Here is a 20,847-nt window from a genome sequence, read left to right on the forward strand (position 1 = left end):
GCGCTGGGCGGGGCCTTCCGCGCGGGGCTCGGCGCCGTCACGCGCCACCTGGCGAACGCTCAGCGAGACGCCATGGGGAGCGTCGAGCTCGGCCATGCAGTGAGCCCGCAGGCGTTCCGCGTAATGGGCCTCGAGCCAGCTCTTCAGGAACCGGGTGGGAACGGTGAGATGGGCAACGCCCTCGACCACCGCGCAGATCTCGACACGGGCGAACCAGCTCGAGAACACGTCCTCGCCGAGCTCGGCGCGCAGGCGGCGGCGCACGCGGTCCCAGCTCTCCTTCTCCGCGGCAGCAGCCGCGCCTTTGGCCAAACCCAGTTTCGCAACAGACGGACCCGACGCAACATCGACAAAATCGCCAGTCTCGATCTGCTCCAGCATTTTTCTATCGCCCTGTTCAATCGGTTTCGCGCGGCGTCACCCGACCGGCAAAGCCGGTCGGCCGCACTGATTTTGGTGAAAGCAAAGAATCCACGTCCCCCGGACAGGCCGAAGGCTCGGATCGTGCCAATGTTGGTCGTCGGCTTAGGAGTAGCGGGCTCGTCGCAGGACGAAACCGTTCTTCATCTCAACAAGTATAACGTAGCAAGACAAAGAGCCGCATCCCTCCAACCTCTCTGGTTGTAAGCCAAAACGAGTTTCGATCTTTGGAAATCCCGGTCCGACATCTCTGTCCGCCCGGCGATGAGAGGACCTTATAGGGAGCCCTCGGACGGGGGCAATATCCCCCTCTGCCGGCTATCGGGATTCAGTCGGGAAGCCCCGGCTGCTGCCCCACCGGCAGACCGCCTGCAATAGGTTGGGGAAGTTAAGCTTTTCTTTACAGCTGGGCGGTTGCGAGGGCCGCGAATCTTTTTTTTCCGAGCCCTCGAAAGCCGCCGCGGGAAGCCTCGGGAATCCCTGGCGGCGATTGCTTTGCCTGCTAAGGTGATGAAAAATATGGCCTAATTTTGCGCGGTCAAAAATGCGTTACGAGCGGTTTTTCCGCCCGGAAAACCGCGGTGGAGTCAAGCCCGGAAGGTGATGGAAAGATTGCGGAATCGCCACGGTGGCCGAGATTTTTATCTGCGCCGGCGGGGTCTTGCGGAGGCGTTCCGGCCAAAGAAAAACCCGGCCGAAGGGCCGGGTTGAAACACGCTAAAAACCGCTCTGCGGAACGCGGCTCAGGAAGCCAGCGCGCTCACGCGATGGGCCAGGCGCGAAACCTTGCGCGAGGCGGTGTTCTTGTGGACCACGCCCTTCTGCGCGGCCCGCATGATCTCCGGCTGGGCGGCCTTCAGCGCCTCGGCGGCGGCGCCCTTGTCGCCGGAGGCGATCGCCTCCTCGACCTTGCGCAGGAAGGTGCGCATGCGGCTGCGGCGCGCCTTGTTCACCTCGGTGCGCCGCACGATCTTGCGAGCGGCTTTCTTGGCCGAAGTCGTATTGGCCATCGTTCGTCCTCGTCCTCGTCGCGGCGGACACCGGGCTTCTTGCCAAGTGACGCGGAGCGCGAACCCTTGCATGAAAAACGTGAGCGACGGCCCTGCTGTCGCAGGCCGTCGCGATCCGTGAGCCTATAATCGCTGCCGGCTGCCACGTCAACGCGGAAATGGCGGCGGCGCCGGTCAACCCTCGCCGCGCCGGATTGCGACGGCCTCGATCTCGATCAGATAGCCATAATGCAGCTCCGGAACCGGCACCACGGCCCGTGCCGGACGGTGCTCCCCGAAAACCTCGGCATAGATCGCGTTGAACTCCGGCCAGTGCCCGCCGCCGACCAGATAGGCGGTGACCTTCAGCACGTCGCCCGGTCCGGAACCCGCGGCGGCGAGCACCGCCAGCAGGTTCGCCAGCGCCTGGCGCGCCTGCACACCGAAGGGCTCTGCTGCGGTATGGCTGCCGTCCGGGCGCGGGGCGAGCTGACCGGAGACGAAGACCAGGTCCTTGTAGGCGACGGCCTGGGAATAATGCCCCGCCGGCGCCGGGACTTCCGGCGAGAGGATGGTCTTTATCTCGCTCACGCGCCCTCGCCGATGAAGCGCGCGAAGCTCGCGAGGTCGACATTGCCGCCGCTCAGGATGATGCCGACGCGCTTGCCTTCGACCGGCACCGCGCCGGTGAAGGCGGCGGCCGCGGCGAGGCAGCCGGTTGGCTCGACCACGAGCTTCATGCGCTCGGCGAAGAAGCGCATGGCCGCGACGAGGGCGGCATCCGGCACGGTGACGATGTCCTCGACCAGATCGCGGATGATCGGGAAGGTGTAGTCACCGAGGAAGGGCGTCTGCGCCCCGTCGGCAATGGTCTTGGGCACGTCGATCTTGACGATCTCGCCCTTGCGCAGGGATTGCTGGCCGTCATTGCCGGCCTCGGGCTCGACCCCGTAGACCCGGCAGCCGGGATTGAGCGCCTTGGCCGCGAGCAGCGCGCCGGCGAGCAGGCCACCGCCGCCGAGACAGACTAGGATGATATCGAACTGGCCGGCATCCTCGATCAGCTCCTTGGTCGCGGTGCCCTGGCCGGCGATCACCGCCGGGTGGTCATAGGGCGGGATCAGCGTCAGGCCGCGCTCGCTGGCGAGCTTGCTGCCGAGCGCCAGCCGGTCCTGGCTGTAGCGGTCATAGGAGACGATTTCGGCACCATAGCCCCGGGTCGCGGCGACCTTCGCCGCCGGCGCGTCCTGCGGCATGATGATCGTGGTCGGCGCTCCGAGCAGCTTGCCGGCATAGGCGATGGCCTGGGCATGGTTGCCGGAGGAATAGGTCAGGACGCCCGCCCTGCGCTGTTCGGCCGAGAGTGCGGCGATGGCGTTGTAGCCGCCGCGGAACTTGAAGGCGCCCATGCGCTGCAGGTTCTCGGCCTTGAAGACGAGATTGGCGCCGGTGCGCTCATTGGCGGTGCGCGAGGTCAGGGCCGGCGTGTGATGCGCGGCGCCACGGATGCGTTCCGCCGCCGCCTCGACATCGGCATAGGTCGGCAACGCGATGCCGTTGCTGGAGGGGCTGCTGGCGGCGGTTGTCATGGCAGGGAATCCCGTTGGCTCTGGGCGCGCATCGTGTCCGCCGCGGCGGCGCGCTTCAAGTCAAACCATGTCGTGCCGGCCATGCACGGGGCTGATCGGTCGCCCGCCCGGCCTCGTTCCGGGCGGGCGCCGGCTCGTCTCGCGTTCTTGCCTCAAAGGTTCTTGAATTCCGGCTTCCGCTTCTCGGCGAAAGCGGCCATGCCTTCCTTCTGGTCCTGCGTCGCGAACAGCGCCGAGAAGACGCGGCGCTCGAAGCGCAGTCCCTCGTTCAGCGTCACCTCGAAGGCCCGGTTCACCGCTTCCTTGGCGGTCAGCACCGAAGGCAGCGACTTCGTGGCGATCTGCTCGGCCGCCTTCAGCGCTTCCGTCATCAGATCGGCGAGCGGCACGATGCGGGCGACGAGCCCGGCACGCTCGGCCTCGTTCACGTCCATCATCCGGCCGGTGAGGCACAGATCCATCGCCTTCGCCTTGCCGATCGCATGGGTCAGGCGTTGGGTGCCGCCGGCGCCGGGGATGACGGCGAGGTTGATCTCGGGCTGGCCGAAGCGGGCATTGTCGGCGGCGATGATGAAATCGGCCATCATGGCGAGCTCGCAGCCGCCGCCGAGCGCAAAGCCCGCGACCGCGGCGATGATCGGCTTGCGGCGCTGGCCGATCCGGTCCCAATCGGCGAATTTGTCGTCGAGATAGGTGCCCGGATAGGTCCGCTCCTGCATCTCCTTGATGTCGGCGCCGGCGGCGAAGGCCTTCTCCGAGCCGGTGATGACCGTGCAGCCGATGCCGGGATCGCGCTCGAAGCCGTCGAGGGCGGCGTTGACCTCGCCGATCAGCTGGCCGTTCAGCGCGTTCAGCGCCTGCGGCCGGTTCAGCGTGATCACGCCGACCTTGCCCTTAACCTCGACGAGAATGGTCTCATAAGCCATGGCGGCCTCCCGGATGCTGCTGTTGCGGCCAGCATTAGCGGGCGGGAGGGGCGCAAGTCCATGCGTGCCGGCGCAAGCCGGGATGGGGCGGGGCGTGCGCAGGCCGAAGCGAAAGGCGATCTCCTGCCGCATTCTCGCATTGTCGCCGTGCTAGCCTCATCGCCCATCGGGAATGCGTCCATGCCTGGCAGTACCAGAACCGACACGGCTTCGCGGGTGATCAGGGCCTCGCCCGGAGCGATCTACAACGCTTTCGTCGACGCGGCCTCGCTGGCGCGGTGGCTGGCGCCGCAGGGCATGCAGGCGCGGGTCGAGCACTTCGAGCCGCACGCCGGCGGGAGCTACCGCATCGTCCTGACCTATGACGATCCGGCCGGCGCGCCCGGCAAGGCGACGGCGGACAGCGATGTCGCGGAGGGCCGGTTCCTCGACCTCGTCCCGTGCGAGCGCATCGTCTGGGAGGTTTCCTTTCCGTCGGACGACCCGGCTTTCGCCGGCACGATGACCATGGTCTGGCAGCTCGTCGGCGTCAGGGACGGGACCGAGGTGACGATCCACTGCGAGAACGTGCCGGCCGGGATCAGCAAGCAGGATCACGATGTCGGGCTGCGCTCGACCCTGGAGAACCTCGCGCATTTCGTCGAGACGGCTTGAGCCAGGGGGCGAAGTGACCGTACGACTTCAGCCCCGCTTCTGGCAGCTCTCGCAATAGAAGGTCGAGCGGCCGGACTGCACCAGCCGCTGCACGGGCTTGCCGCAACCCGGCGTGACGCAGGGCTCGCCTTCGCGGTCATAGACCTTGAAGCGATGCTGGAAATAGCCGAGCGAGCCGTCGGCATGGGCGAAGTCGCGCAGGGTCGAGCCGCCGGCGGCGATCGCCTCCTCGAGCACCTCACGGATGATCTGCGCCAGCGCATGGGCCTTCTCGCGCGGTCTGCCGGTCGGCGTGGCGATCGTTCCCGCCGCCGCCTCCGGGTGCAGCCCGGCCCGGAACAGCGCCTCGCAGACATAGATGTTGCCGAGGCCGGCAATGAGCCGCTGGTCGAGCAACGCGGCCTTCAGCGGTGCGGCCTTGCCGGCGAACAGATTTGCCAGCAGTTCACCCGAAAGCGCGTTGCCGAGCGGCTCGATGCCCATGCCGGCGAAGTGTTTGCAGGTCTCGAGCTCGCTGCGCGGCAGAAGATCCATGAAGCCGAAGCGGCGGACGTCGTTATAGGTGACCCGCGCCCCGGTCCCGAGATGGAAGACGACGTGGTCGTGGACGAGATGCCGGCCGATCTCGTTGTAATAGGCGCCCGGCTCCGTGGGCGGCGTGCCGGGAGCCTCGACGATGAAGCGCCCGCTCATGCCCATATGCATGATCAGCGCCTCGCCATCGTCGAGATCCGCGATCAGGTACTTCGCCCGCCGCGACAGCGCCTCGACCCGCCGTCCGGTCAGGCGCTCGGCGAAGTGCTCGGGCAGGGGAAAGCGCAGATCCGGCCGCTTCTGCTCGACCCGGGCGAAGCGCTGCCCGAGCATGGCGGGTTCGAGCCCGCGCCTGACGGTTTCGACCTCAGGAAGTTCAGGCATGGCGTTGCGCCCTTCAGCATGCGTCGAGACGGGCCGCGACAAGGCCCGTCGCATTCGCTATTCATCGCCGCAGCGAACCACAAGAGCAGCCCAGCCGTGACAGCAGCTTCCGACTCAACCCATTTCGGCTTCGAGACCGTGCCGCTCGCCGAGAAGCAGGCCAAGGTCGACGACGTCTTCCACAAGGTCGCAGGCCGCTACGACCTGATGAACGACCTGATGTCGGCCGGCCTCCACCGGCTCTGGAAGGAGGCGCTGCTCACCACGCTGAAGCCGCCGCGCGACCGGGCTTTCGCCCATCTCGACGTGGCCGGTGGCACCGGCGACGTCGCCTTCAAGGTGCTGGAGGCCGGTGGGCCGCGGACCGAGGTCACGGTGCTCGACATCAATGCCGAGATGCTCGCCGTCGGCCGCGAGCGCGCCCAAAAGCGCTTTCCCGGCGACGACCGCATCCATTTCGTCCAGGGCAATGCCGAGGAACTCGCCCTGCCGGACAATGCCTTCGACGCCTATACGATCGCCTTCGGCATCCGCAACGTGCCGCGCATCGACAAGGCGCTGAGCGAGGCCTATCGCGTCCTGAAGCGCGGCGGGCGTTTCCTCTGCCTCGAATTCTCCCATGTCGACGTGCCGTTGCTCGACAAGGTCTACGAGGCCTATTCCTTCAACGTCATCCCGCCCATGGGCAGGATGGTGACCGGCGAGGCCGAGCCCTACCAGTATCTCGTCGAATCGATCCGCAAATTCCCGCGTCCGCAGGTCTTCGCCGACATGATCGCGGCCGCCGGTTTCCGGCGCGCCTCGTTCACCCCGATGACCGGCGGGGTGGTGGCACTGCATTCCGGCTGGAAGCTGTGACGTTAGTCTCTGACATGATGGGCCTGTCGCCGTCATGGTCGGGCTTGTCCCGACCATCCACGTCTTCCCTTCCTTCACGCCGCAAGGCGTGGATGCTCGGCACAAGGCCGAGCATGACGGGGAAGGCTGATACGTACGCCGCCGCATGATCTCGGCCATCGCCCATCTCGCCCGCTCGGCGCGGGTCGGTTTCGTGCTGGCCCGCGAGGGCGCGCTCGCCCTGGTCGACCCTTCGGTGCTGCCGCCGGCGGCGCGCGGGTTGATCGGTCTCGGCCGGCTGATCGAGCGCAAGGGCGCCGGCTCCTCGGCGACGCGGCTTGCCGCCGCGCTGACGAGGCTCGGCCCGTCCTATGTCAAGTTCGGGCAGTTCCTGGCGACGCGCCCGGACGTCGTCGGCATGAAGATCGCCGAGGACCTCTCGGCCCTGCAGGACCGGATGGCGCCCTTCCCGATGGCGCAGGCGCGCGCCGCGATCGAGGCGGCCCATAACAAGCCGGTCGAGGCGATCTTCGCCGAGTTCGGCGAGCCGGTCGCCGCAGCCTCGATCGCCCAGGTTCATCGCGCCCGTCTGCGCGACGGCTCCGAGGTCGCGGTCAAGATTCTGAGGCCCGGCATCCGCGACCGCTTCCATCGCGACCTTGCGGCCATGCGCTTCGGTGCGGAACTGGCCGAGCGGCGCTCGCCGGAGGCGCGGCGCCTGCGCTTCGTCGCCATCGTCGAGACGCTTGCGCGCTCCGTCACCATGGAAATGGATCTGCGGCTGGAGGCGGCCGCGCTGTCCGAATACGCCGAGAACACCAAGGAGGACACGGATTTCCGCGTGCCGGCGCCCGATTGGCAGCTGACCGCCCGCGAAATGCTGGTCGATGAGTGGATCGACGGCATCCGCCTCTCCGATGTCGAGGCCCTGCGCGCCGCCGGCCACGACCTGCCGGCGCTCGGCCGGAATGTCATCCAGTCCTTCCTGCGCCACGCGATCCGCGACGGCTTTTTCCATGCCGACATGCATCCGGGCAACCTGTTCGTCGATGCGCAGGGCAGGCTCGTCGCCGTCGATGGCGGCATCATGGGCCGGCTCGGCCACAAGGAGCGCCGCTTCCTTGCCGAGATCCTGCTCGGCTTCATCACGCGCGACTACCAGCGCGTCGCTGAGGTGCATTTCGAGGCCGGCTACGTCCCCGGCCATCACGCGGTCGCCGACTTCGCCCAGGCGATCCGTGCCGTCGGCGAGCCGATCCACGACAAGCGCGCCGACGAGATATCGATGGCGAAGGTGCTGACCCTGCTCTTCGAGATCACCGGCCTATTCGACATGGCGACGCGCACCGAGCTCGTCATGCTGCAGAAGACCATGGTGGTGGTCGAGGGCGTTGCCCGCACGCTCGATCCGCATCTCGACATGTGGACCACGGCCGAGCCGGTGGTGCGCGAATGGATCACCCGCAATCTCGGCCCGCTCGGCAGGATCGAGGATGTCGGGCGCGGCATGCACACGCTTGCCGCGAGCCTCGCGAACCTGCCCGCGACGGTCGGCCGGGCTGAGCGGGTGCTCGGCCAGCTCGAGGACGCGTCCCGCAACGGCTTCTCGCTCGACGAGGCCAGCGTCCAGGCGATCGGCCGGGCGGAGGCCGCACGCAATCGCTGGGGAAACTGGGCGCTCTGGCTGATCGCTGGGCTGCTCGCCTATGCGGTGCTGGGGTAGCTGACCGGCGGGGCGCGGCCGGTGCTCAGCTCACCGGCGCGTATTTGACGGCGCAGCCATAGGCCTTGGTGGCGGGTTCCGAGACCGGCTTGCCGGCCTTCATCTCGGCCACGGCCTGGCGGACATAGCTTTTGGCGCCGGTCAGGCTCGAGGCGCTGGCGGAGGGCTTGTCGTCGATCGCCCCGGCGTAGGCGAGCTTGCCCTTCGGGTCGATGATGTACATGTGCGGCGTGGTCTGGGCGCCATAGGCGCGCGCCATCACGCTCTTCGGATCGAGCAGGATGGTGGCGGGCGCCGCATCGCGGCTCTTCGTCAGCTCCTTGGCCTTGGCTGCATCGACATGGCCCTGCTCGCCGACGGGCGAGGAGATCACCGACAGCCAGACGATGCCGTCCTTGGCCATGTCCTTCTGCAGCGTCTGCATGGTCGCGCTGTTGTAGTGCTTACGGACATAGGGGCAGTCATGGTTGGTCCATTCGAGGATCACCGTCTTGCCGGCATAGTCGGAGAGTTTTTGGGGCTTGCCGTCGACATCGACGATCGAGAAGGCGGGGGCTGGCGCGCCCGGCTTCGCTGCGCCCTGGGCGAGCGCTGCGCCCGAGGCCAGCGAGACTGCGGTGACGGCGAGGCCGGCGATGAAAGTCTGTCTGGTCACGGCTTTCATGTCTGTCTCCATCTTCCCGGTTGAAATGCGGTCGCCCCGGATGGCCCTCACGGATTCCTGGCGGTCTGGACCTCCCGGCCTGCAGCGCGTTCGGCGGCGCGGATCACGATGTCGGTGGTGAGCAATTGCGGCAGGACCTCGGCCTGCGCGCCCTTGCTGCCGGGATAGACCAGATAGAGCGGCACGCCGGCGCGGCCATGGTCGGCGAGCGCCGCGGCAATCGTGGCGTTGCGATTGGTCCAATCGGCCTTGAGGTAGACGACGCCGAGCGCGGCGAACGCGTCCTTGACGTCCTGCCGCGAGAGGGCGACTCGCTCATTGGCGAGGCAGGTGATGCACCAGGCCGCGGTGAAGTTGACGAAGACCGGCTTGCCCTGCGCCTGCAATTCGGCGACGCGCTCCGGCGACCAGACATCGCTGGCGCCGGCGCTGGCCGGCAGCTGCTTCGGCGGCACGGCGCTTTCGATCACGAAAGCCGCGGTCGCGGTGACGAACAGGGCGGCGGCGCCGGCCGCGACGATCCGCAGGGCGATGGCGCGGCGGCGGGTGACGCCGAGCAGCCAGACCGCGAAGCCGGCGACCAGGATGGCGATCAGCGCGGCGAGCGCGCCGTTCGCGCCCGTCTGCATGGTCGCGACCCAGACCAGCCAGATCGCGGTCGCGAACATCGGGAAGGCGAAGGCCTGCTTCAGCACGACCATCCACGGCCCGGGCTTGGGCAGCAACCGCTGCAGGCCGGGCGCGAAGGAGAGAGCCACCACCGGCAGGGCGAAGCCGAGCGCCAGCGCGAGGAAGATCGACAGCGCCGCGGATGGTGGCTGCGTCAGGGCATAGCCCATCGCCGCCCCCATGAAGGGCGCTGTGCAGGGTGTCGCCACGACCACGGCGAGCGCTCCGGTCATGAAGGCGCCGACCGGCCCGCTGCGGCTGGCGAGCCCGTCGCCGATACCCTGGACCTTGCCGCCGATCTCGAAGGCGCCGAGCAGGTTGAAGCCGATCAGGCTCATCAGCACCGCGAGCAGGATGACGAGCGGCGGCGATTGCAGCTGGAAGCCCCAGCCGGCGCCGAGCGCGATCGCCAGTCCCGCCAGCACCATGAAGGTCCCGACCACGCCGGCGAGGAACAGGAGCCCGTGCACGCGCACCTCGGAGCGGCTCGCCTGTGCCGACTGGGCGAAGCCGAGCGCCTTGATGAACAGCACCGGCAGCACGCAGGGCATCAGGTTGAGGATCAATCCTCCGGCGAAGGCGAAGGCCAGCGCGACCCAGATCGTCAGGTCCTCGGCCGGCGGCGCCGGCAGGGTCGGCAACGTGACCGCAGCGGGCGGGGCAGGCGGCGCGCTCGCCTGCGCGAGCAGATCGGGCGCGACATCGGCGCTGAGCGCCAGCGCGCGCTTTGTTCCGCCCTGGCTGTAGGTGATGACCCCCTCGACGCTCGGCTCGCTGATCCGGAAGGCGCTGGAGCGGGACAAGATCAGCGTGCCGCCTTCGCCCGGCTGGGCGGCGGCGTGCTCGATCAGCGTGTCGGAAAGCGGGAAATAGCGGAGGTCGCTGATCCCGGCCGGCAGCTCGGGGATGGCGAGCGTCATCTTGTCCGGCCCGTTCGCGGTCAGCTTCGCGCGGAACGGCGCCTCCTGCGGCAGCCCCGCCAGCGTCCGCTCGATGCGCGCCTGCGCGGCGCTGTCGATGACCGGCTCGGCCGCGATGGGCAGATCGAGGCTCAGCACACCCTCTTCGGGGATGCAGATCTTCTCGCAGACCAGCCAGGTCGCCTTGGCGGTGATGGCAAAGCGCTCGCCGGGCTTCGCGTCGGCCGGCACGCTGATCTCGACCGGCAGCAGGACGGTGCCGTCGAAGCCGAAATTGACCAGGGGCTCGAAGGCGATCGCCTTGGGCGCCGGCCACTGGATCGGGCCCGCGCTCGCGCCTTCCGGCAACTGCCAGTCGATCTTGGTCGGCTCGCCGGAATCGCCGGGATTGCGCCAATAGGTGTGCCAGCCAGAGGTGATCTTCTGCGTCAGCGCGAGGTGGAAGCGCTCGCCGGGCGCGACCGCGTCGCGGCTCGACAGCAAGGTGGCGACGACGCGCGGCGAGGTCACCGCCGTCGACTCCGCCGCCCATGCGGTGGCCGGGGCCAGCAGGGCGAGGGCGAGCGCGGCGCGCTTGAGGAGTGAGAACCCGGTCCGGGCAGGCATATCGAGCGTAGACATGGCGGTTTTGATGCCCCCTTTCCCACGTGATTGCCAATGACAAGCCGGTGAGAGCGGCACCACGCCGCAGCCCGGAAGGCGCGGCCGGGCTAGACGAGCGTCAGCATTGCTGCCGCTCGGCCCGCTACTGTCAACGTCCTCTTGCGATCCGCCCGCCGCTCATCGGCTCGGGCACGCCCGTGGTGAGCGGGAAGCTGATCGGCAGTCCGGCCTTGGCCCGCATGGCGAGAAAGGCGAATAGCTCGGCTTCTATCGCGTCGCCGCGCCAGCCCACCGACTCGGCGGGAATGGCCTGCGCGCCGCTGCGGGCATTCAGAGCGGCCATGATCGCCGGATTGCGGCGCCCGCCGCCGCAGACGATGAGGCGTTGCGGGCGGATCGGTAGAAGATCGAGCCCGCGCCCGACCGTTCCGGCGGTGAAGGCGGTCAGCGTCGCCGCGCCATCTGCGAAGGAGAGCCCGTCGGCCATCGCGGCGGTGAAATCGTGCCGGTCGAGCGATTTCGGATAGGGCGCCAAGAGATAGGGGTGTTCGAGCAACCGGGCGAGCCTCGGCTCGTCGACGCTGCCGGCTGCGGCAAAGGCGCCGTCCCGGTCCATCTCGCCCTTGCCGTGTCTGACGATCCAGTCGTTGAGCGGTGCGTTGCCCGGCCCGGTATCGAAGGCGACGATCTGCCCCTCGGCATCGATGGCGCTGAGATTGCCGACGCCGCCGAGATTGAGCACGGCGGTCTCGCTGCCGGCACCGAGGCCACGAAGCAGCGCCGCGTGATAGCTCGCGGCCAGTGGCGCGCCCTGTCCGCCCGCGCGGACATCGGCGCTGCGCAGGTCGTAGACGACGTCGATGCCGAGCCGCTGCGCCATCAACGCGCCGTCGCCGAGCTGGCGCGTATCGCCCTTGCGCGCCGATGTCGGCGCACGGTGCAGCACGGTCTGGCCGTGGAAGCCGACCGCGGAAACCTCGCTCGCGGCGATGCCTTCTTCGGCGAGGAATTGCGCGACGGCATCCGACTGAGCCACGGTCAGGGCGCGCGTCGCCTCGGCGAATATCTGCGGCTCTGGCCCTTCGAAGCGCCAGGACAAAGCGGCCTCGACTGCCTGCGCCAGCAATTCGCGCACCTCGGCGGCATAGGGGGCGAGCCGCCAGGGGCCGAATTCGGTGACCGTCTGCCCATCGCTGCGGATCGCGGCGATGTCGATATTGCCGTCGAGGACGGTGCCGGTCATCAATCCGATGGCCCAAAGCGGCTGCATCCGGCCTTCTCCCGCGAATCTGCTCGCCGCGATGGTTCGCATACGGGGCGGGCCTGCGCCAGCGGCGGCGCCTTCCGGCCGGGCCGCGTTGAGATGAGCGGCGGCCCGTACCGTTCGATCGGCCTTCAGCCGACCATCAGGGCCGCGTCGAAGGCGTCCTGCAGCATCTGCTGGCACTGCCTTGCCTGCTCGCGGGCGCCTTCATGCAGGATATGCGGGGCGATGTCCTTGAGGTCGCGCAGCGCGAAGTCGATCGCCGACAACAGGTCGAGCGCGTCGCCATCGCTTTCGGCGACGACCGGCTTCAACGGACGGAACTGAAGAACTTGACCCATAACGCTCTCACGGACTGCAACGAATCGCTCGCAACAGTGTCGTCCGGCATGGGTCATGAACTGGTTAACGCCGCGCTCCGGGCCGGTTAACGCAGCGCAGATCGGCGCCTCAGTTCTTCTGCACGTTCCAGAACAGCATCACCGGCGCCGCGAGGACGCCAGAGACATTGCCGCGTCTGGCATAGGGCTGGTCGAACTGGCCGAGCACCCGATAGGGTTGCATCTCGGCGAGCCTCTTGTGCAGCGCCTCGACCGCCACCTTGCGGGCGGCATCGTCGGGCGCATCGACCACGGCACCGCGCAGTTTCTCGGCTTCGGCGTCGCAGGGCCAGCCGGCCCAGGCCTTCTCGCAGGCCATATTGGTGCCGATATTGGTCATCGGCGACTGCATGGTCGCGCCCGAGGCATAAGTCACGAACAGGTTCCAGCCGCCCTGGTCCGGCGGATTCTTGTTCTGCTGGCGGGTGGTGACGGTGCCCCAGTCGGAGAACTGCACCTCGACATTGACGCCGGCCTTCTTGAGCTGGGAGGCGGCGACCTCGGCCATCCGGCCGATTGCGGCGATGTCGTTGCTGGTGGTCAGCACGAGCTTCTCACCCTTGTAGCCGGCTTCCGCCAGGAGCTGCTTCGCCTTGTCCGGATCGGGCTTGGAGAAGCCTTCCGTACCTGCCTCGGTCCCGTTCGGGCCACCGCAGATGAAATAGGCGTTGCAGCGCTTCCACCATTCCTCGTCGCCGAAGCCGCCGGCCAGGAACTCGGCCTGGTCGGTGGCGAAGGCGAGGGCGAGGCGCGCCTTCGGGTTGTCGAAGGGCGGGTGCAGGCTGTTCGGCCGCAGCATCACCTGGTTGGCGAGGTTGGAATAGCGCTCGACCTTGACGTCCCTGGCGCCGGCGACGACCGGGATCAGGTCCTGGCTCGGCTGCTCCCAGATGTCGATCTCGCCGGTCTGCAGGGCCGCGGCCGCCGTAGCAGCATCCGGCATGATCACCCATTCGACACGGTCGACCTTGACGACGCGCCCGCCCGCAAGCCCGTCGGCAGGCTCGGAACGCGGCACATAATCCGGGTTCCTGTCGTAGACGACCTTGGCGCCGCTGCGCCATTCGGCGCGGTTGAACTTGAACGGACCGGAGCCGATCGCCTCGGTCACCGGCTTCATCGGGTCGGTCGCGGCATCGGCCTCGCGCATGATCACCGGGATCTGGCCGACCGCCGAGCCGAGCGCGAAGGGCACCAGCGCCATCGGCTTTTTCAGCTTGAGCACGAAGGTCCGCTCGTCCTTCGCCTCCATGCCTTCGGTGTATTCGCCGAGCTTGCCGCCGATCGTGTCACGCTTCATCCAGCGCGTCAGCGAGGCGATGACGTCGCGCGTCGTCACCGGCTGGCCGTCATGGAATTTGAGGCCCGGCCGCAGCGTGAAGGTCCAGGAGAGGCCGTCCGGCGCGGTCGAGAAACTCTCGACCATCTGCGGCTTTGGCTGGAGATTGGCGTCCCAGGCGAACAGGGTCTCGTAGATCATCAGCCCGTGCATGCGGGTGATCACGATCGAGGCCGCGACTGGGTCTAGCGTCTTGAGGTCGGCGTGCGGCGCGACGCGCAGCACGTTCTTGGGCGCCGGCTGGGCCTGTACCGGCGCGGTCAGGAGCAGCGCGGCCGTGCCGATGAGGGCGGCGAGGCGGGAAGCGGTCATGGCGTGGCTCCTTCGGTAACGCGGTCGAAATGCAGGATGCGCGAGCGGTGGCCGGCGAGGCGCAAGCTTCCGTCCGGCTGTAGCCAGAGGCAAGGACGGTGCCGCCAGGGGCCGTGCGGCAGATCGGCGAGCGCCCGGCCGCTGGGCAGCGGCGTCAGCGCCGTCTCGATGCCGGAGCCCGCCCAGGGCAGGCGGGCGCTGCCGTCGCCGCGGATAAGGATCTCGGTGCCGAGATTCCGGTCGCGCCAGCGCCCCGGGAGGCGCGGATCGAGCGGGACTGCATCGGGCACGCGGATGAGCCGGCGAGCCACGCCGCCGATCAGGCCCTCGACCGCATCCGCGCCGCTGCGCCTCAGCCTGATGTCGAGATAGGCCGGCAGGCTGCGCATCCCGCCCGAGCCGTCGGAGACGAGCTTCTCATAGCCGCCCATGAAGCTGATCGCGCTCGCGCCGAACTCGGCCCAGAACGGTCCTTCCTCGGCCGCGAACAGCCCGTCGGGCATCTCGTCGGCCGGTGGCGGCAGGGATTGCCCGAGCAGGGCGGCGAGCACGCGCAGAGCCGGCCACAGCGCCTCCTCCTCGCGATTGCTCAGAAGGACGACGCCGACGCCTTTTTCCGGCGCCATCAGAAAATGGTTGCGATAGCCCGGCAGCGAGCCGCCATGACCGATAAGGGCGTCCTCGCCGAGGGTGCTGGCGACGAGGCCGAGCCGGTAGACGCTGGCGCTGCCATCGGCGAAGGTCCGCGGCGCCGCCAGTCGCTCGAGCAGGCCGGCGAGCGGCTCGCGGCCGGCGAGCAGGTTCGAGGCCCAGCGGGCCAGCGCCGCGGCGCTGCCCGCCATGCCGCCTGAGCCCGAGAAGTTGAAGCCGTAGCGTCCGCGGCGCCAAGCATCGCCCTCGCGCCAATAGCCGGCCGCCAACCCGTCGATGACCTCGCTTTCGTCGCGGGCGAAGCGGATCGGCAGGCCGAGCGCGCCCATCAATCCATCGACCAGCCGGGCGTAGCTTTCGCCGCTGTGCTGATCGAGCACCGCCTGGGCGAGGCGCCAGCCGGTGTTGGAATAGGCCATCTCGGTACCGGGCTCGGCGTTCAGCGCCGGAAACAGCTGGGCGCGCGCCAGAATCTCGTCGGCGCCGAGGCTGGCGGTAAATGGCACGCCCTGCTGCCAGAAGGCCTCCATCGTGTCCGGCAGGGCGCCGGTCATGTCGAGCGCGCGTGCGAGCGGCACGGCGGCAAGCGCCGGCGGCGCTTCGGTCAGCAGCTTGCCGAGCGGCTCATCCAGCGGCACGCCGGCGCGCAACAGCATTGCCGCGCAGATATGCTTGCTGATCGAGGCGAGCCGGTTCGGCGTGTCCGGCGTGAAGGGCAAACGATGCTCGATAGCGGCGAAGCCGCCGCTCGCGACCTCGCGGATGCCGTCACGGTCGAACAGCACGATCGCGCCGCCCGGGCCACCCTCGCGTGTCCAGGCCTCGGCGATGACCGCCGCCTCGTTCCGCGCGCCGCTCCAGTCGAGCATCCCGATCCTCCTGCCGACTCCGCAGCGGAGCCCGTCCGGATTTTCAGCGCAATGACCTCCGGGGCGCAATCGCCCGGCCATGCGTCGGCGGCAAGGCCAGGCGATATTGCCGGCTCGGCGCGCTTCGCGTTGGAAATGTTTGTATGCAAGAATGCAGCGCTGCTTCCTGCAGCGGCCGTCCGCACCAGAGGCGCAGAACAACAGCAAGAGGCGGCGGGAGCCGCAGGGGATCGGAGACATCGGGATGAGCGAAGCGGTCGGTTTCATCGGGCTGGGATTGATGGGGGCGGGCTTCTGCAAGCGCCTCGTCGCGAGCGGCCGCAAAGTCGTCGGCTACGACCTCGATCCCAATCGCCGGAGCGAGGCACAGGCGCTCGGTGTCGAGGTCGTCGGTTCGCCGGCCGAAGTCGCGCGCCGGGCGCGGCAGATCTGCATCGCCGTCACCACCACCAAGGCGGTCGACGCGGTCATCGCTGGGAACGACGGTGTGCTTGGAGCGGCGCCGGCTGGAGCTGTCGTCATCGACTTCTCGACCACCGAGATCGCCGTGACCAAGAAGCTCGCCGCCGCGCTGGCGGCGAAGGATATCGCCTTCATCGACGCGCCGGTTTCCGGCGGGCCGCCGGCGGCCGAAGCCGGCACCCTCGCCATCATGGCCGGCGGAACCAGGGATGTGGTCGAGGCGGCGCGGCCGCTGGTCGAGCTCTTCGGGCTCTTCACCCATATGGGCGATGTCGGCGCCGGCCAGGCGACCAAGCTGGTCAATCAGGCGCTCTGCCTGACCAATTACTGCATCGTCGCCGAAGGCCTGCGCCTCGCCGAGGCCTATGGTGTCGATGCCAGCCGCATCCCCGCCGCCCTGGCGCCCGGGCTCGGCAACTCGGCCGTATTGCAGGTGATGCTGCCGCGCATGATCGCGCAGGATTTCGCGCCGCGCGGCTATGCCCGCCAGGTTCTCAAGGACCTGGAAATGCTGACCGAGGCCGGCCGCGAGCACCATCTCGCCATGCCGATGGTGGCGCAGGCGACGACGCTCTATCGCATGCTGGTCGGCCAGGGGCACAGCGAGCTCGACGCCATCGCCGTGGTCAAAGTGCTGCCGGAGGTCGCGCCTCCCGCCGCCTAGGCCGAGCCTTCAGTCGGCGGGTCCGCGCTCCGTTCCCGCCGACTGCACCACGGCGAGCCCGTTGGCGAAATGCTGGCGCATCAGCGCGGCGAGACTCTCGCCGTCGCGCTCCTGGAGCGCCGCGACCATCGCCTCATGCTCGCGCATCGCGGCGTGCCAGCGCTGGCCGTGGAGATTCGGCAGGTATTTGGCGCGCTCGACCCGCGGCGCCATCCGCTCCCAGACGTCGAGCAGCACGGGATTGCGTGCCGCCTCGATGATCGCCCGGTGGATCCGCTGGTTCAGCACGAAATACTCGGGCAGCTCGCCGCGCTCATGGTGAGATCGCATCTGCTCGTGCAGCGCAGCGATCTCCGCGACCTCTTCGTCGGAGACCGCCTTGCAGGCGAGGCGCGCGGCCAGCGCCTCCAGCGTCGAGACGACATCGAACAGCGCGCTGATGTCGTCGAGGCTCAAGGCCGCGACCTCGGCCCCGCGGTTCTGCGAGAGCGTGACCAGGCCCTGCGCCGCCAGCGTCCGCAGGGCCTCGCGCAGCGGGGTGCGGGAGACGCCGAGCCGGTCGCAGAGCTCCTGCTCGCGCAGCTTCTGACCGGGTGGCAGCGCGCCGCTGACGATCATCTGGCGCAAGGTTTCGACGGTTGCGACATGAAGCCGACCCTTGCGGCGCGGCCCCAGTTCCGTGCCCTCTGCGCCTTCCGTGACCGTGACGCTCATCTGCGCGCTCCCCCGGCGGAGCGGATCTCGTTCGCCGCTCCTGCTTGACGCTTGGTCAAACTTGTATGCAAAATACCAGCACTCAACAAGGACCGCGCAAAGCGGCGGAGGGGAGGAGCGCGTCTTGGCCGCCACGCCGGAGCAGATTCGCCATTGCAAGCCGCCCACCGCTGCGGGCCGTGCGCCTGCCTGCGCGCACAGGGACGCGGCGAAGGGATGGGCCGCCTGCCAGCGTCACGGCCGGATTTCGCGATAATCATAACGGCAAAAGCCAAGCGAGAACGGGAGGAGTTGTCATGCTGCGTCGGCGCGAACTCTTAGTGGGCGCAGGTGCGCTCGCAAGTGCCCAATTCGTAGGCCTCGGTAACGCGTCGGCGCAGCAGGTGAAACTGCGCTACGCCCATGTCGGCTCGGAAGGCGACATCCAGTACTGGTATGGCGACGAGGCCGGCAAGCGCATCCCCAAGGCGACTGGTGAACGCGTCCAGGTCCAGGTCTTCCCGAATTCACAGCTCGGCGGCGTCCAGGAGCTGATCGACGGCGTGCGCTCCGGCGCGATCTCGATGGGCCATCACGAATTCGCCTCGCTTGCTCGGCTCTCCAAGGATATCGCCGTCTTCAACGCGCCTTTCATCTATCGCGACGGCGCCCATGCGCTGGCGGCGACCGACCCGCAGAAGTCGGAAGTCCTGATCGAGTTCAACGACAAGCTCGCCAAGGATGGCGGCATGCGCATCGTCGGGCGGCTCTTCCGCGGCGCCCGCCAGATGACCGCGAAGATGGCCGTGCGCTCGCCAGCCGATCTGCAGGGAAAGCCGTTCCGCGGCGTGCCGCTGCAGCTCTGGACCACGATGATCAAGGGTTTCGGCGCGATCCCGACCCCGGTCGAGGTTGCCGAGCTGCCGACGGCGCTGATGACCGGCATGGTCGTCGGCCAGGAAAACCCGCTGACCATGATCAACGCCAACAAGCTCTACGAGGTCCAGACCCATGTCATGCTGACCGGGCACATGCAGAACGTGCTGCCGGTCTTCATCAACGAGCGCGTCTGGCAGGGCATCGGCGCCGACGATCGCAAGGCGATCTATGCGCAGTTCGAGGCGCTGGCGCAGGACACGCTGCAGCAGGCCAACAAGGCCGAGCAGGACCTGATCGGCGAGCTGAAGAAGAAGGGCATGACCTTCGTCACCGAGCAGGACGGGCTCAAGCTCGCCGAGTTCCGCGAGCGGGTGATCACCGAGGTCAACAAGGACTTCCCGAGCTGGAAGCCCTATATCGAGCGCATCGCCGCGGTGAAGTGACGCTTCGCCAAGCCGCCGGGCGGCCTGCCGCCCGGCTTCCCCGCTCCAGCCGGCGAGTTCCATGACCGATCAGCATGTCCAGCCGCAGGATGTCGGCGCGCCTCTTGCGATCGACCGGCTCCTGCGGCCGCCCCGCAATGCCTTCCGCTACGCCGCCGTCGCCATGCTGGTGCTGATGCTGACCCTGCCGGCACTTCAGGTCGTGCTGCGGCAGATCTTCCAGGCTCCTTTCATCGGCGCGGAGGAATTGACCCGCTTCATGCTGATCGGCGTCGTTTTCACGGCGCTGCCCTATGTCGTCGCCTCCGGCACCAATATCCGCATGGAGGAGGTGCTGATCATGCTGTCGGAGCGGACACGCTCCCTCTTCGCAGCGGCGATTTCGCTGACGGCCGTGCTCGGCTTCGGCATCGCCGGCATGGCGGTGATGGTCGCGACGCTGGCCAATCTCGACAATGCGACGCCGACGCTCGGCATCCCCTACTGGATCTTCTTCTCCGCGGCCCTGTTCGGCTTCGTCCTCGCGGCGGTCGAATCCGCCGTCCAGCTCTGGAAGGCGCTGAAGGGCCACCCGCCCTATGTGCGCTTCTCCGACGAGATCAGCGACGAGCCCGAGCCGAATATCGCCTGAGGTCAGGCCGGCCGGCTCCCCCTTTCCGCCAAGCAGGAACGCGACGGCACGATGACGCTCCTTCTCCTCGGCTCCTTCACGCTGTTTTTCCTGTTCGGCTGGCCGGTGGTGCTCGCGGTGATGCTGCCGGCGATCGCCTATGTGCTCTGGAACGGCTTCCCGCTCGAGCTCGTCGGCCAGCGCATGGTCTATGCGCTCGATTCCTTCCCGCTGGTCGCGGTGCCGATCTTCATTTTCGTCGGCAATCTGATGAACCAGGCGGGCATCACCGAGCGGATCTACCGCTTCTCCTCGACGCTCGTAGCGCGCATCCATGGCGGGCTCGCGCAGGTCAATATCTTCGCCAGCCTCGTCTTCTCCGGCATGAGCGGGGCGGCGCTGGCCGATATCGGCGGGCTCGGCCGCATCGAGGTCAAGGCGATGACCAGCCATGGCTTCAAGCGTGAATTCGCGGGGGCGTTGACCTGCGCCTCGGCGATCGTCGGGCCGATCTTTCCGCCCAGCATCCCGCTGATCATCTACGGCTCGGTCACCAATGTCTCGATCGTGCAGTTGCTGATCGCCGGCATCGTCCCGGCGCTGATCTGCGTCGCCATGCTGATGATCACCGTCGCCATCCTGGCCTGGATCCGAAAATACCCGCGGGCCGAGCGCTGGCCGACTTGGCGTGAGCTCTGGGACAGTTTCCTGCCGGCTTTGCCGGCGCTGCTGACGCCGGTCCTGCTGATCTCCGGCATGCTGGTCGGCTGGTTCACGCCGACCGAGGCAGCCTCGATCACCGTGGTCTATGTCATCTTCATCAGCGCGGTGATCTACCGGACGCTGACCTGGCACCATCTTTTGGTCTCGGCCTATGAGACGCTGAAGAGCACCTCGGCGATCCTGATCATCGTCTCGGCCGCCGCCTTGTTCGGCTGGATCATGGCGATCGAGCAGATCCCGCAGACCGTGGCGCGCGAACTGCTCTCGCTCAGTCGCGACCCGCTGATGCTGCTCCTGATCGTCAACCTGCTGCTGCTCGTCGTCGGCATGTTCCTGGACTCGACGACGGCGACGCTTCTGGTGATCCCGATCATCGCCGGCCCGCTGCACATGGCGGGCGTCGATCCCGTCCATCTCGGTATCGTCGCGATCTTCAACCTGATGCTCGGCCTGCTGACCCCGCCCATGGGTCTGGCGCTCTTCCTGATCTCCGACATCGCCAAGGTCTCGATGCGCGCCGTGCTGAAGGAGATGATCCCGTTCTATATCCCGCTCGTCGGCACGCTCGTGATCATCACGCTCTTTCCCGAGCTGACGCTCTGGCTGCCCAAGATGCTGCGCTGATGAAGATGCCGCGCTGAGCAGC

20 protein-coding genes are annotated in these 20,847 nt (G+C 68.0%); 7 read left to right on the plus strand and 13 right to left on the minus strand.

Translation table 11 applies throughout. From position 1 onward, the window contains the following. The 5 genes from RKE40_RS18315 to RKE40_RS18335 all read right to left on the minus strand — a co-directional run. The coding region (locus RKE40_RS18315; RefSeq protein ID WP_316019664.1) for a DnaA N-terminal domain-containing protein at window positions 1-381 on the minus strand (381 nt) is incomplete at its 3' end. 782 nt (window positions 382-1,163) lie between these two features. Next, window positions 1,164-1,430, minus strand: a complete 267-nt coding sequence (rpsT, locus tag RKE40_RS18320; protein WP_316019665.1) for a 30S ribosomal protein S20 — start codon at window positions 1,428-1,430, stop codon at window positions 1,164-1,166. Window positions 1,431-1,604: 174 nt separating this feature from the next. After that, entirely contained in the window at window positions 1,605-2,000 is a 396-nt protein-coding gene (locus RKE40_RS18325) for a RidA family protein (RefSeq protein WP_316019666.1), read from the minus strand. Continuing rightward, window positions 1,997-2,998, minus strand: coding sequence for a threo-3-hydroxy-L-aspartate ammonia-lyase (locus RKE40_RS18330; protein WP_316019667.1), 1,002 nt, complete (start codon window positions 2,996-2,998; stop codon window positions 1,997-1,999). Before RKE40_RS18330 ends, RKE40_RS18325 begins: the two co-directional genes overlap by 4 nt. Window positions 2,999-3,150: 152 nt before the next feature. Next, a complete protein-coding gene (locus tag RKE40_RS18335; protein ID WP_291635720.1) occupies window positions 3,151-3,924 on the minus strand; it encodes an enoyl-CoA hydratase in 774 nt (257 codons plus the stop codon). A 180-nt stretch (window positions 3,925-4,104) separates the two neighbouring features. Here RKE40_RS18335 and RKE40_RS18340 point away from each other — a divergent pair, with 180 nt between their 5' ends. Further along, window positions 4,105-4,578 (plus strand): SRPBCC family protein, encoded by a 474-nt coding sequence (locus RKE40_RS18340; protein ID WP_316019668.1) that lies wholly within the window; start codon window positions 4,105-4,107, stop codon window positions 4,576-4,578. Between the two features lie 27 nt (window positions 4,579-4,605). On the opposite strand, the gene mutM is transcribed toward RKE40_RS18340, so the two are convergent. Next, window positions 4,606-5,496: a bifunctional DNA-formamidopyrimidine glycosylase/DNA-(apurinic or apyrimidinic site) lyase gene (mutM, locus tag RKE40_RS18345; protein WP_316019669.1), complete on the minus strand. Its 891-nt coding sequence runs from the start codon at window positions 5,494-5,496 to the stop codon at window positions 4,606-4,608. A gap of 96 nt (window positions 5,497-5,592) precedes the next feature. Here mutM and ubiE point away from each other — a divergent pair, with 96 nt between their 5' ends. Further along, complete coding sequence (gene ubiE, locus RKE40_RS18350; protein WP_316019670.1) at window positions 5,593-6,354, plus strand: bifunctional demethylmenaquinone methyltransferase/2-methoxy-6-polyprenyl-1,4-benzoquinol methylase UbiE; 762 nt, start codon at window positions 5,593-5,595, stop codon at window positions 6,352-6,354. 145 nt (window positions 6,355-6,499) lie between these two features. Continuing rightward, window positions 6,500-8,056: a 2-polyprenylphenol 6-hydroxylase gene (gene ubiB, locus RKE40_RS18355; protein ID WP_316019671.1), complete on the plus strand. Its 1,557-nt coding sequence runs from the start codon at window positions 6,500-6,502 to the stop codon at window positions 8,054-8,056. 25 nt (window positions 8,057-8,081) lie between these two features. On the opposite strand, the gene RKE40_RS18360 is transcribed toward ubiB, so the two are convergent. The 6 genes from RKE40_RS18360 to RKE40_RS18385 form a co-directional block, all read right to left on the minus strand. Further along, the gene (locus RKE40_RS18360) at window positions 8,082-8,720 is read right to left on the minus strand and encodes a redoxin domain-containing protein (RefSeq protein WP_316019672.1); all 639 of its coding nucleotides are present in this window, start codon (window positions 8,718-8,720) and stop codon (window positions 8,082-8,084) included. Window positions 8,721-8,767: 47 nt separating this feature from the next. Then, window positions 8,768-10,930: a protein-disulfide reductase DsbD family protein gene (locus RKE40_RS18365; RefSeq protein ID WP_316019673.1), complete on the minus strand. Its 2,163-nt coding sequence runs from the start codon at window positions 10,928-10,930 to the stop codon at window positions 8,768-8,770. A gap of 130 nt (window positions 10,931-11,060) precedes the next feature. Further along, window positions 11,061-12,182: an anhydro-N-acetylmuramic acid kinase gene (locus tag RKE40_RS18370; protein WP_316019674.1), complete on the minus strand. Its 1,122-nt coding sequence runs from the start codon at window positions 12,180-12,182 to the stop codon at window positions 11,061-11,063. 125 nt (window positions 12,183-12,307) lie between these two features. Beyond that, on the minus strand, window positions 12,308-12,517 hold the full coding sequence (locus tag RKE40_RS18375; protein ID WP_066476671.1) for a hypothetical protein: 210 nt from the start codon (window positions 12,515-12,517) through the stop codon (window positions 12,308-12,310). A 109-nt stretch (window positions 12,518-12,626) separates the two neighbouring features. Beyond that, window positions 12,627-14,207, minus strand: coding sequence for an ABC transporter substrate-binding protein (locus RKE40_RS18380; protein WP_316019675.1), 1,581 nt, complete (start codon window positions 14,205-14,207; stop codon window positions 12,627-12,629). Next, the gene (locus RKE40_RS18385) at window positions 14,204-15,727 is read right to left on the minus strand and encodes a serine hydrolase domain-containing protein (RefSeq protein WP_316019676.1); all 1,524 of its coding nucleotides are present in this window, start codon (window positions 15,725-15,727) and stop codon (window positions 14,204-14,206) included. Before RKE40_RS18385 ends, RKE40_RS18380 begins: the two co-directional genes overlap by 4 nt. Window positions 15,728-15,971: 244 nt before the next feature. On the opposite strand from RKE40_RS18385, the gene RKE40_RS18390 reads away from it, so the two are divergent. After that, window positions 15,972-16,853 (plus strand): NAD(P)-dependent oxidoreductase, encoded by an 882-nt coding sequence (locus RKE40_RS18390; RefSeq protein WP_316019677.1) that lies wholly within the window; start codon window positions 15,972-15,974, stop codon window positions 16,851-16,853. A gap of 9 nt (window positions 16,854-16,862) precedes the next feature. On the opposite strand, the gene RKE40_RS18395 is transcribed toward RKE40_RS18390, so the two are convergent. Beyond that, window positions 16,863-17,567, minus strand: coding sequence for a GntR family transcriptional regulator (locus RKE40_RS18395; RefSeq protein ID WP_316019678.1), 705 nt, complete (start codon window positions 17,565-17,567; stop codon window positions 16,863-16,865). A gap of 383 nt (window positions 17,568-17,950) precedes the next feature. Here RKE40_RS18395 and RKE40_RS18400 point away from each other — a divergent pair, with 383 nt between their 5' ends. The 3 genes from RKE40_RS18400 (at window position 17,951) to RKE40_RS18410 (ending at window position 20,825) form a co-directional block, all read left to right on the plus strand. Continuing rightward, entirely contained in the window at window positions 17,951-18,868 is a 918-nt protein-coding gene (locus RKE40_RS18400; RefSeq protein ID WP_316019679.1) for a TRAP transporter substrate-binding protein, read from the plus strand. Window positions 18,869-18,929: 61 nt separating this feature from the next. After that, complete coding sequence (locus tag RKE40_RS18405; RefSeq protein WP_316019680.1) at window positions 18,930-19,499, plus strand: TRAP transporter small permease; 570 nt, start codon at window positions 18,930-18,932, stop codon at window positions 19,497-19,499. A 51-nt stretch (window positions 19,500-19,550) separates the two neighbouring features. Continuing rightward, window positions 19,551-20,825 carry a TRAP transporter large permease gene (locus tag RKE40_RS18410; RefSeq protein WP_316019681.1) on the plus strand — a complete coding sequence of 425 codons (1,275 nt, stop codon included), beginning with the start codon at window positions 19,551-19,553 and terminating at the stop codon, window positions 20,823-20,825. The last annotated feature ends 22 nt before the right edge of the window (window positions 20,826-20,847 follow it).

Source organism: Allobosea rubneri, from assembly GCF_032464875.1.
GTDB classification, from domain to species: Bacteria; Pseudomonadota; Alphaproteobacteria; order Rhizobiales; family Beijerinckiaceae; genus Allobosea; species Allobosea rubneri.

Bases quoted from the DNA above. Each gene is read 5' to 3' on its own strand.
- RKE40_RS18375 (WP_066476671.1), bottom strand. From the start codon at position 12,517: ATGGGTCAAGTTCTTCAGTTCCGTCCGTTGAAGCCGGTCGTCGCCGAA.
- RKE40_RS18390 (WP_316019677.1), top strand. From the start codon at position 15,972: ATGAGCGAAGCGGTCGGTTTCATCGGGCTGGGATTGATGGGGGCGGGC.
- RKE40_RS18330 (WP_316019667.1), bottom strand. From the start codon at position 2,998: ATGACAACCGCCGCCAGCAGCCCCTCCAGCAACGGCATCGCGTTGCCG.
- RKE40_RS18385 (WP_316019676.1), bottom strand. From the start codon at position 15,727: ATGCTCGACTGGAGCGGCGCGCGGAACGAGGCGGCGGTCATCGCCGAG.
- RKE40_RS18410 (WP_316019681.1), top strand. From the start codon at position 19,551: ATGACGCTCCTTCTCCTCGGCTCCTTCACGCTGTTTTTCCTGTTCGGC.
- mutM (WP_316019669.1), bottom strand. From the start codon at position 5,496: ATGCCTGAACTTCCTGAGGTCGAAACCGTCAGGCGCGGGCTCGAACCC.
- RKE40_RS18360 (WP_316019672.1), bottom strand. From the start codon at position 8,720: ATGAAAGCCGTGACCAGACAGACTTTCATCGCCGGCCTCGCCGTCACC.
- RKE40_RS18335 (WP_291635720.1), bottom strand. From the start codon at position 3,924: ATGGCTTATGAGACCATTCTCGTCGAGGTTAAGGGCAAGGTCGGCGTG.
- rpsT (WP_316019665.1), bottom strand. From the start codon at position 1,430: ATGGCCAATACGACTTCGGCCAAGAAAGCCGCTCGCAAGATCGTGCGG.
- RKE40_RS18395 (WP_316019678.1), bottom strand. From the start codon at position 17,567: ATGAGCGTCACGGTCACGGAAGGCGCAGAGGGCACGGAACTGGGGCCG.
- ubiB (WP_316019671.1), top strand. From the start codon at position 6,500: ATGATCTCGGCCATCGCCCATCTCGCCCGCTCGGCGCGGGTCGGTTTC.
- RKE40_RS18340 (WP_316019668.1), top strand. From the start codon at position 4,105: ATGCCTGGCAGTACCAGAACCGACACGGCTTCGCGGGTGATCAGGGCC.
- RKE40_RS18370 (WP_316019674.1), bottom strand. From the start codon at position 12,182: ATGCAGCCGCTTTGGGCCATCGGATTGATGACCGGCACCGTCCTCGAC.
- RKE40_RS18405 (WP_316019680.1), top strand. From the start codon at position 18,930: ATGACCGATCAGCATGTCCAGCCGCAGGATGTCGGCGCGCCTCTTGCG.
- RKE40_RS18380 (WP_316019675.1), bottom strand. From the start codon at position 14,207: ATGACCGCTTCCCGCCTCGCCGCCCTCATCGGCACGGCCGCGCTGCTC.
- RKE40_RS18365 (WP_316019673.1), bottom strand. From the start codon at position 10,930: ATGTCTACGCTCGATATGCCTGCCCGGACCGGGTTCTCACTCCTCAAG.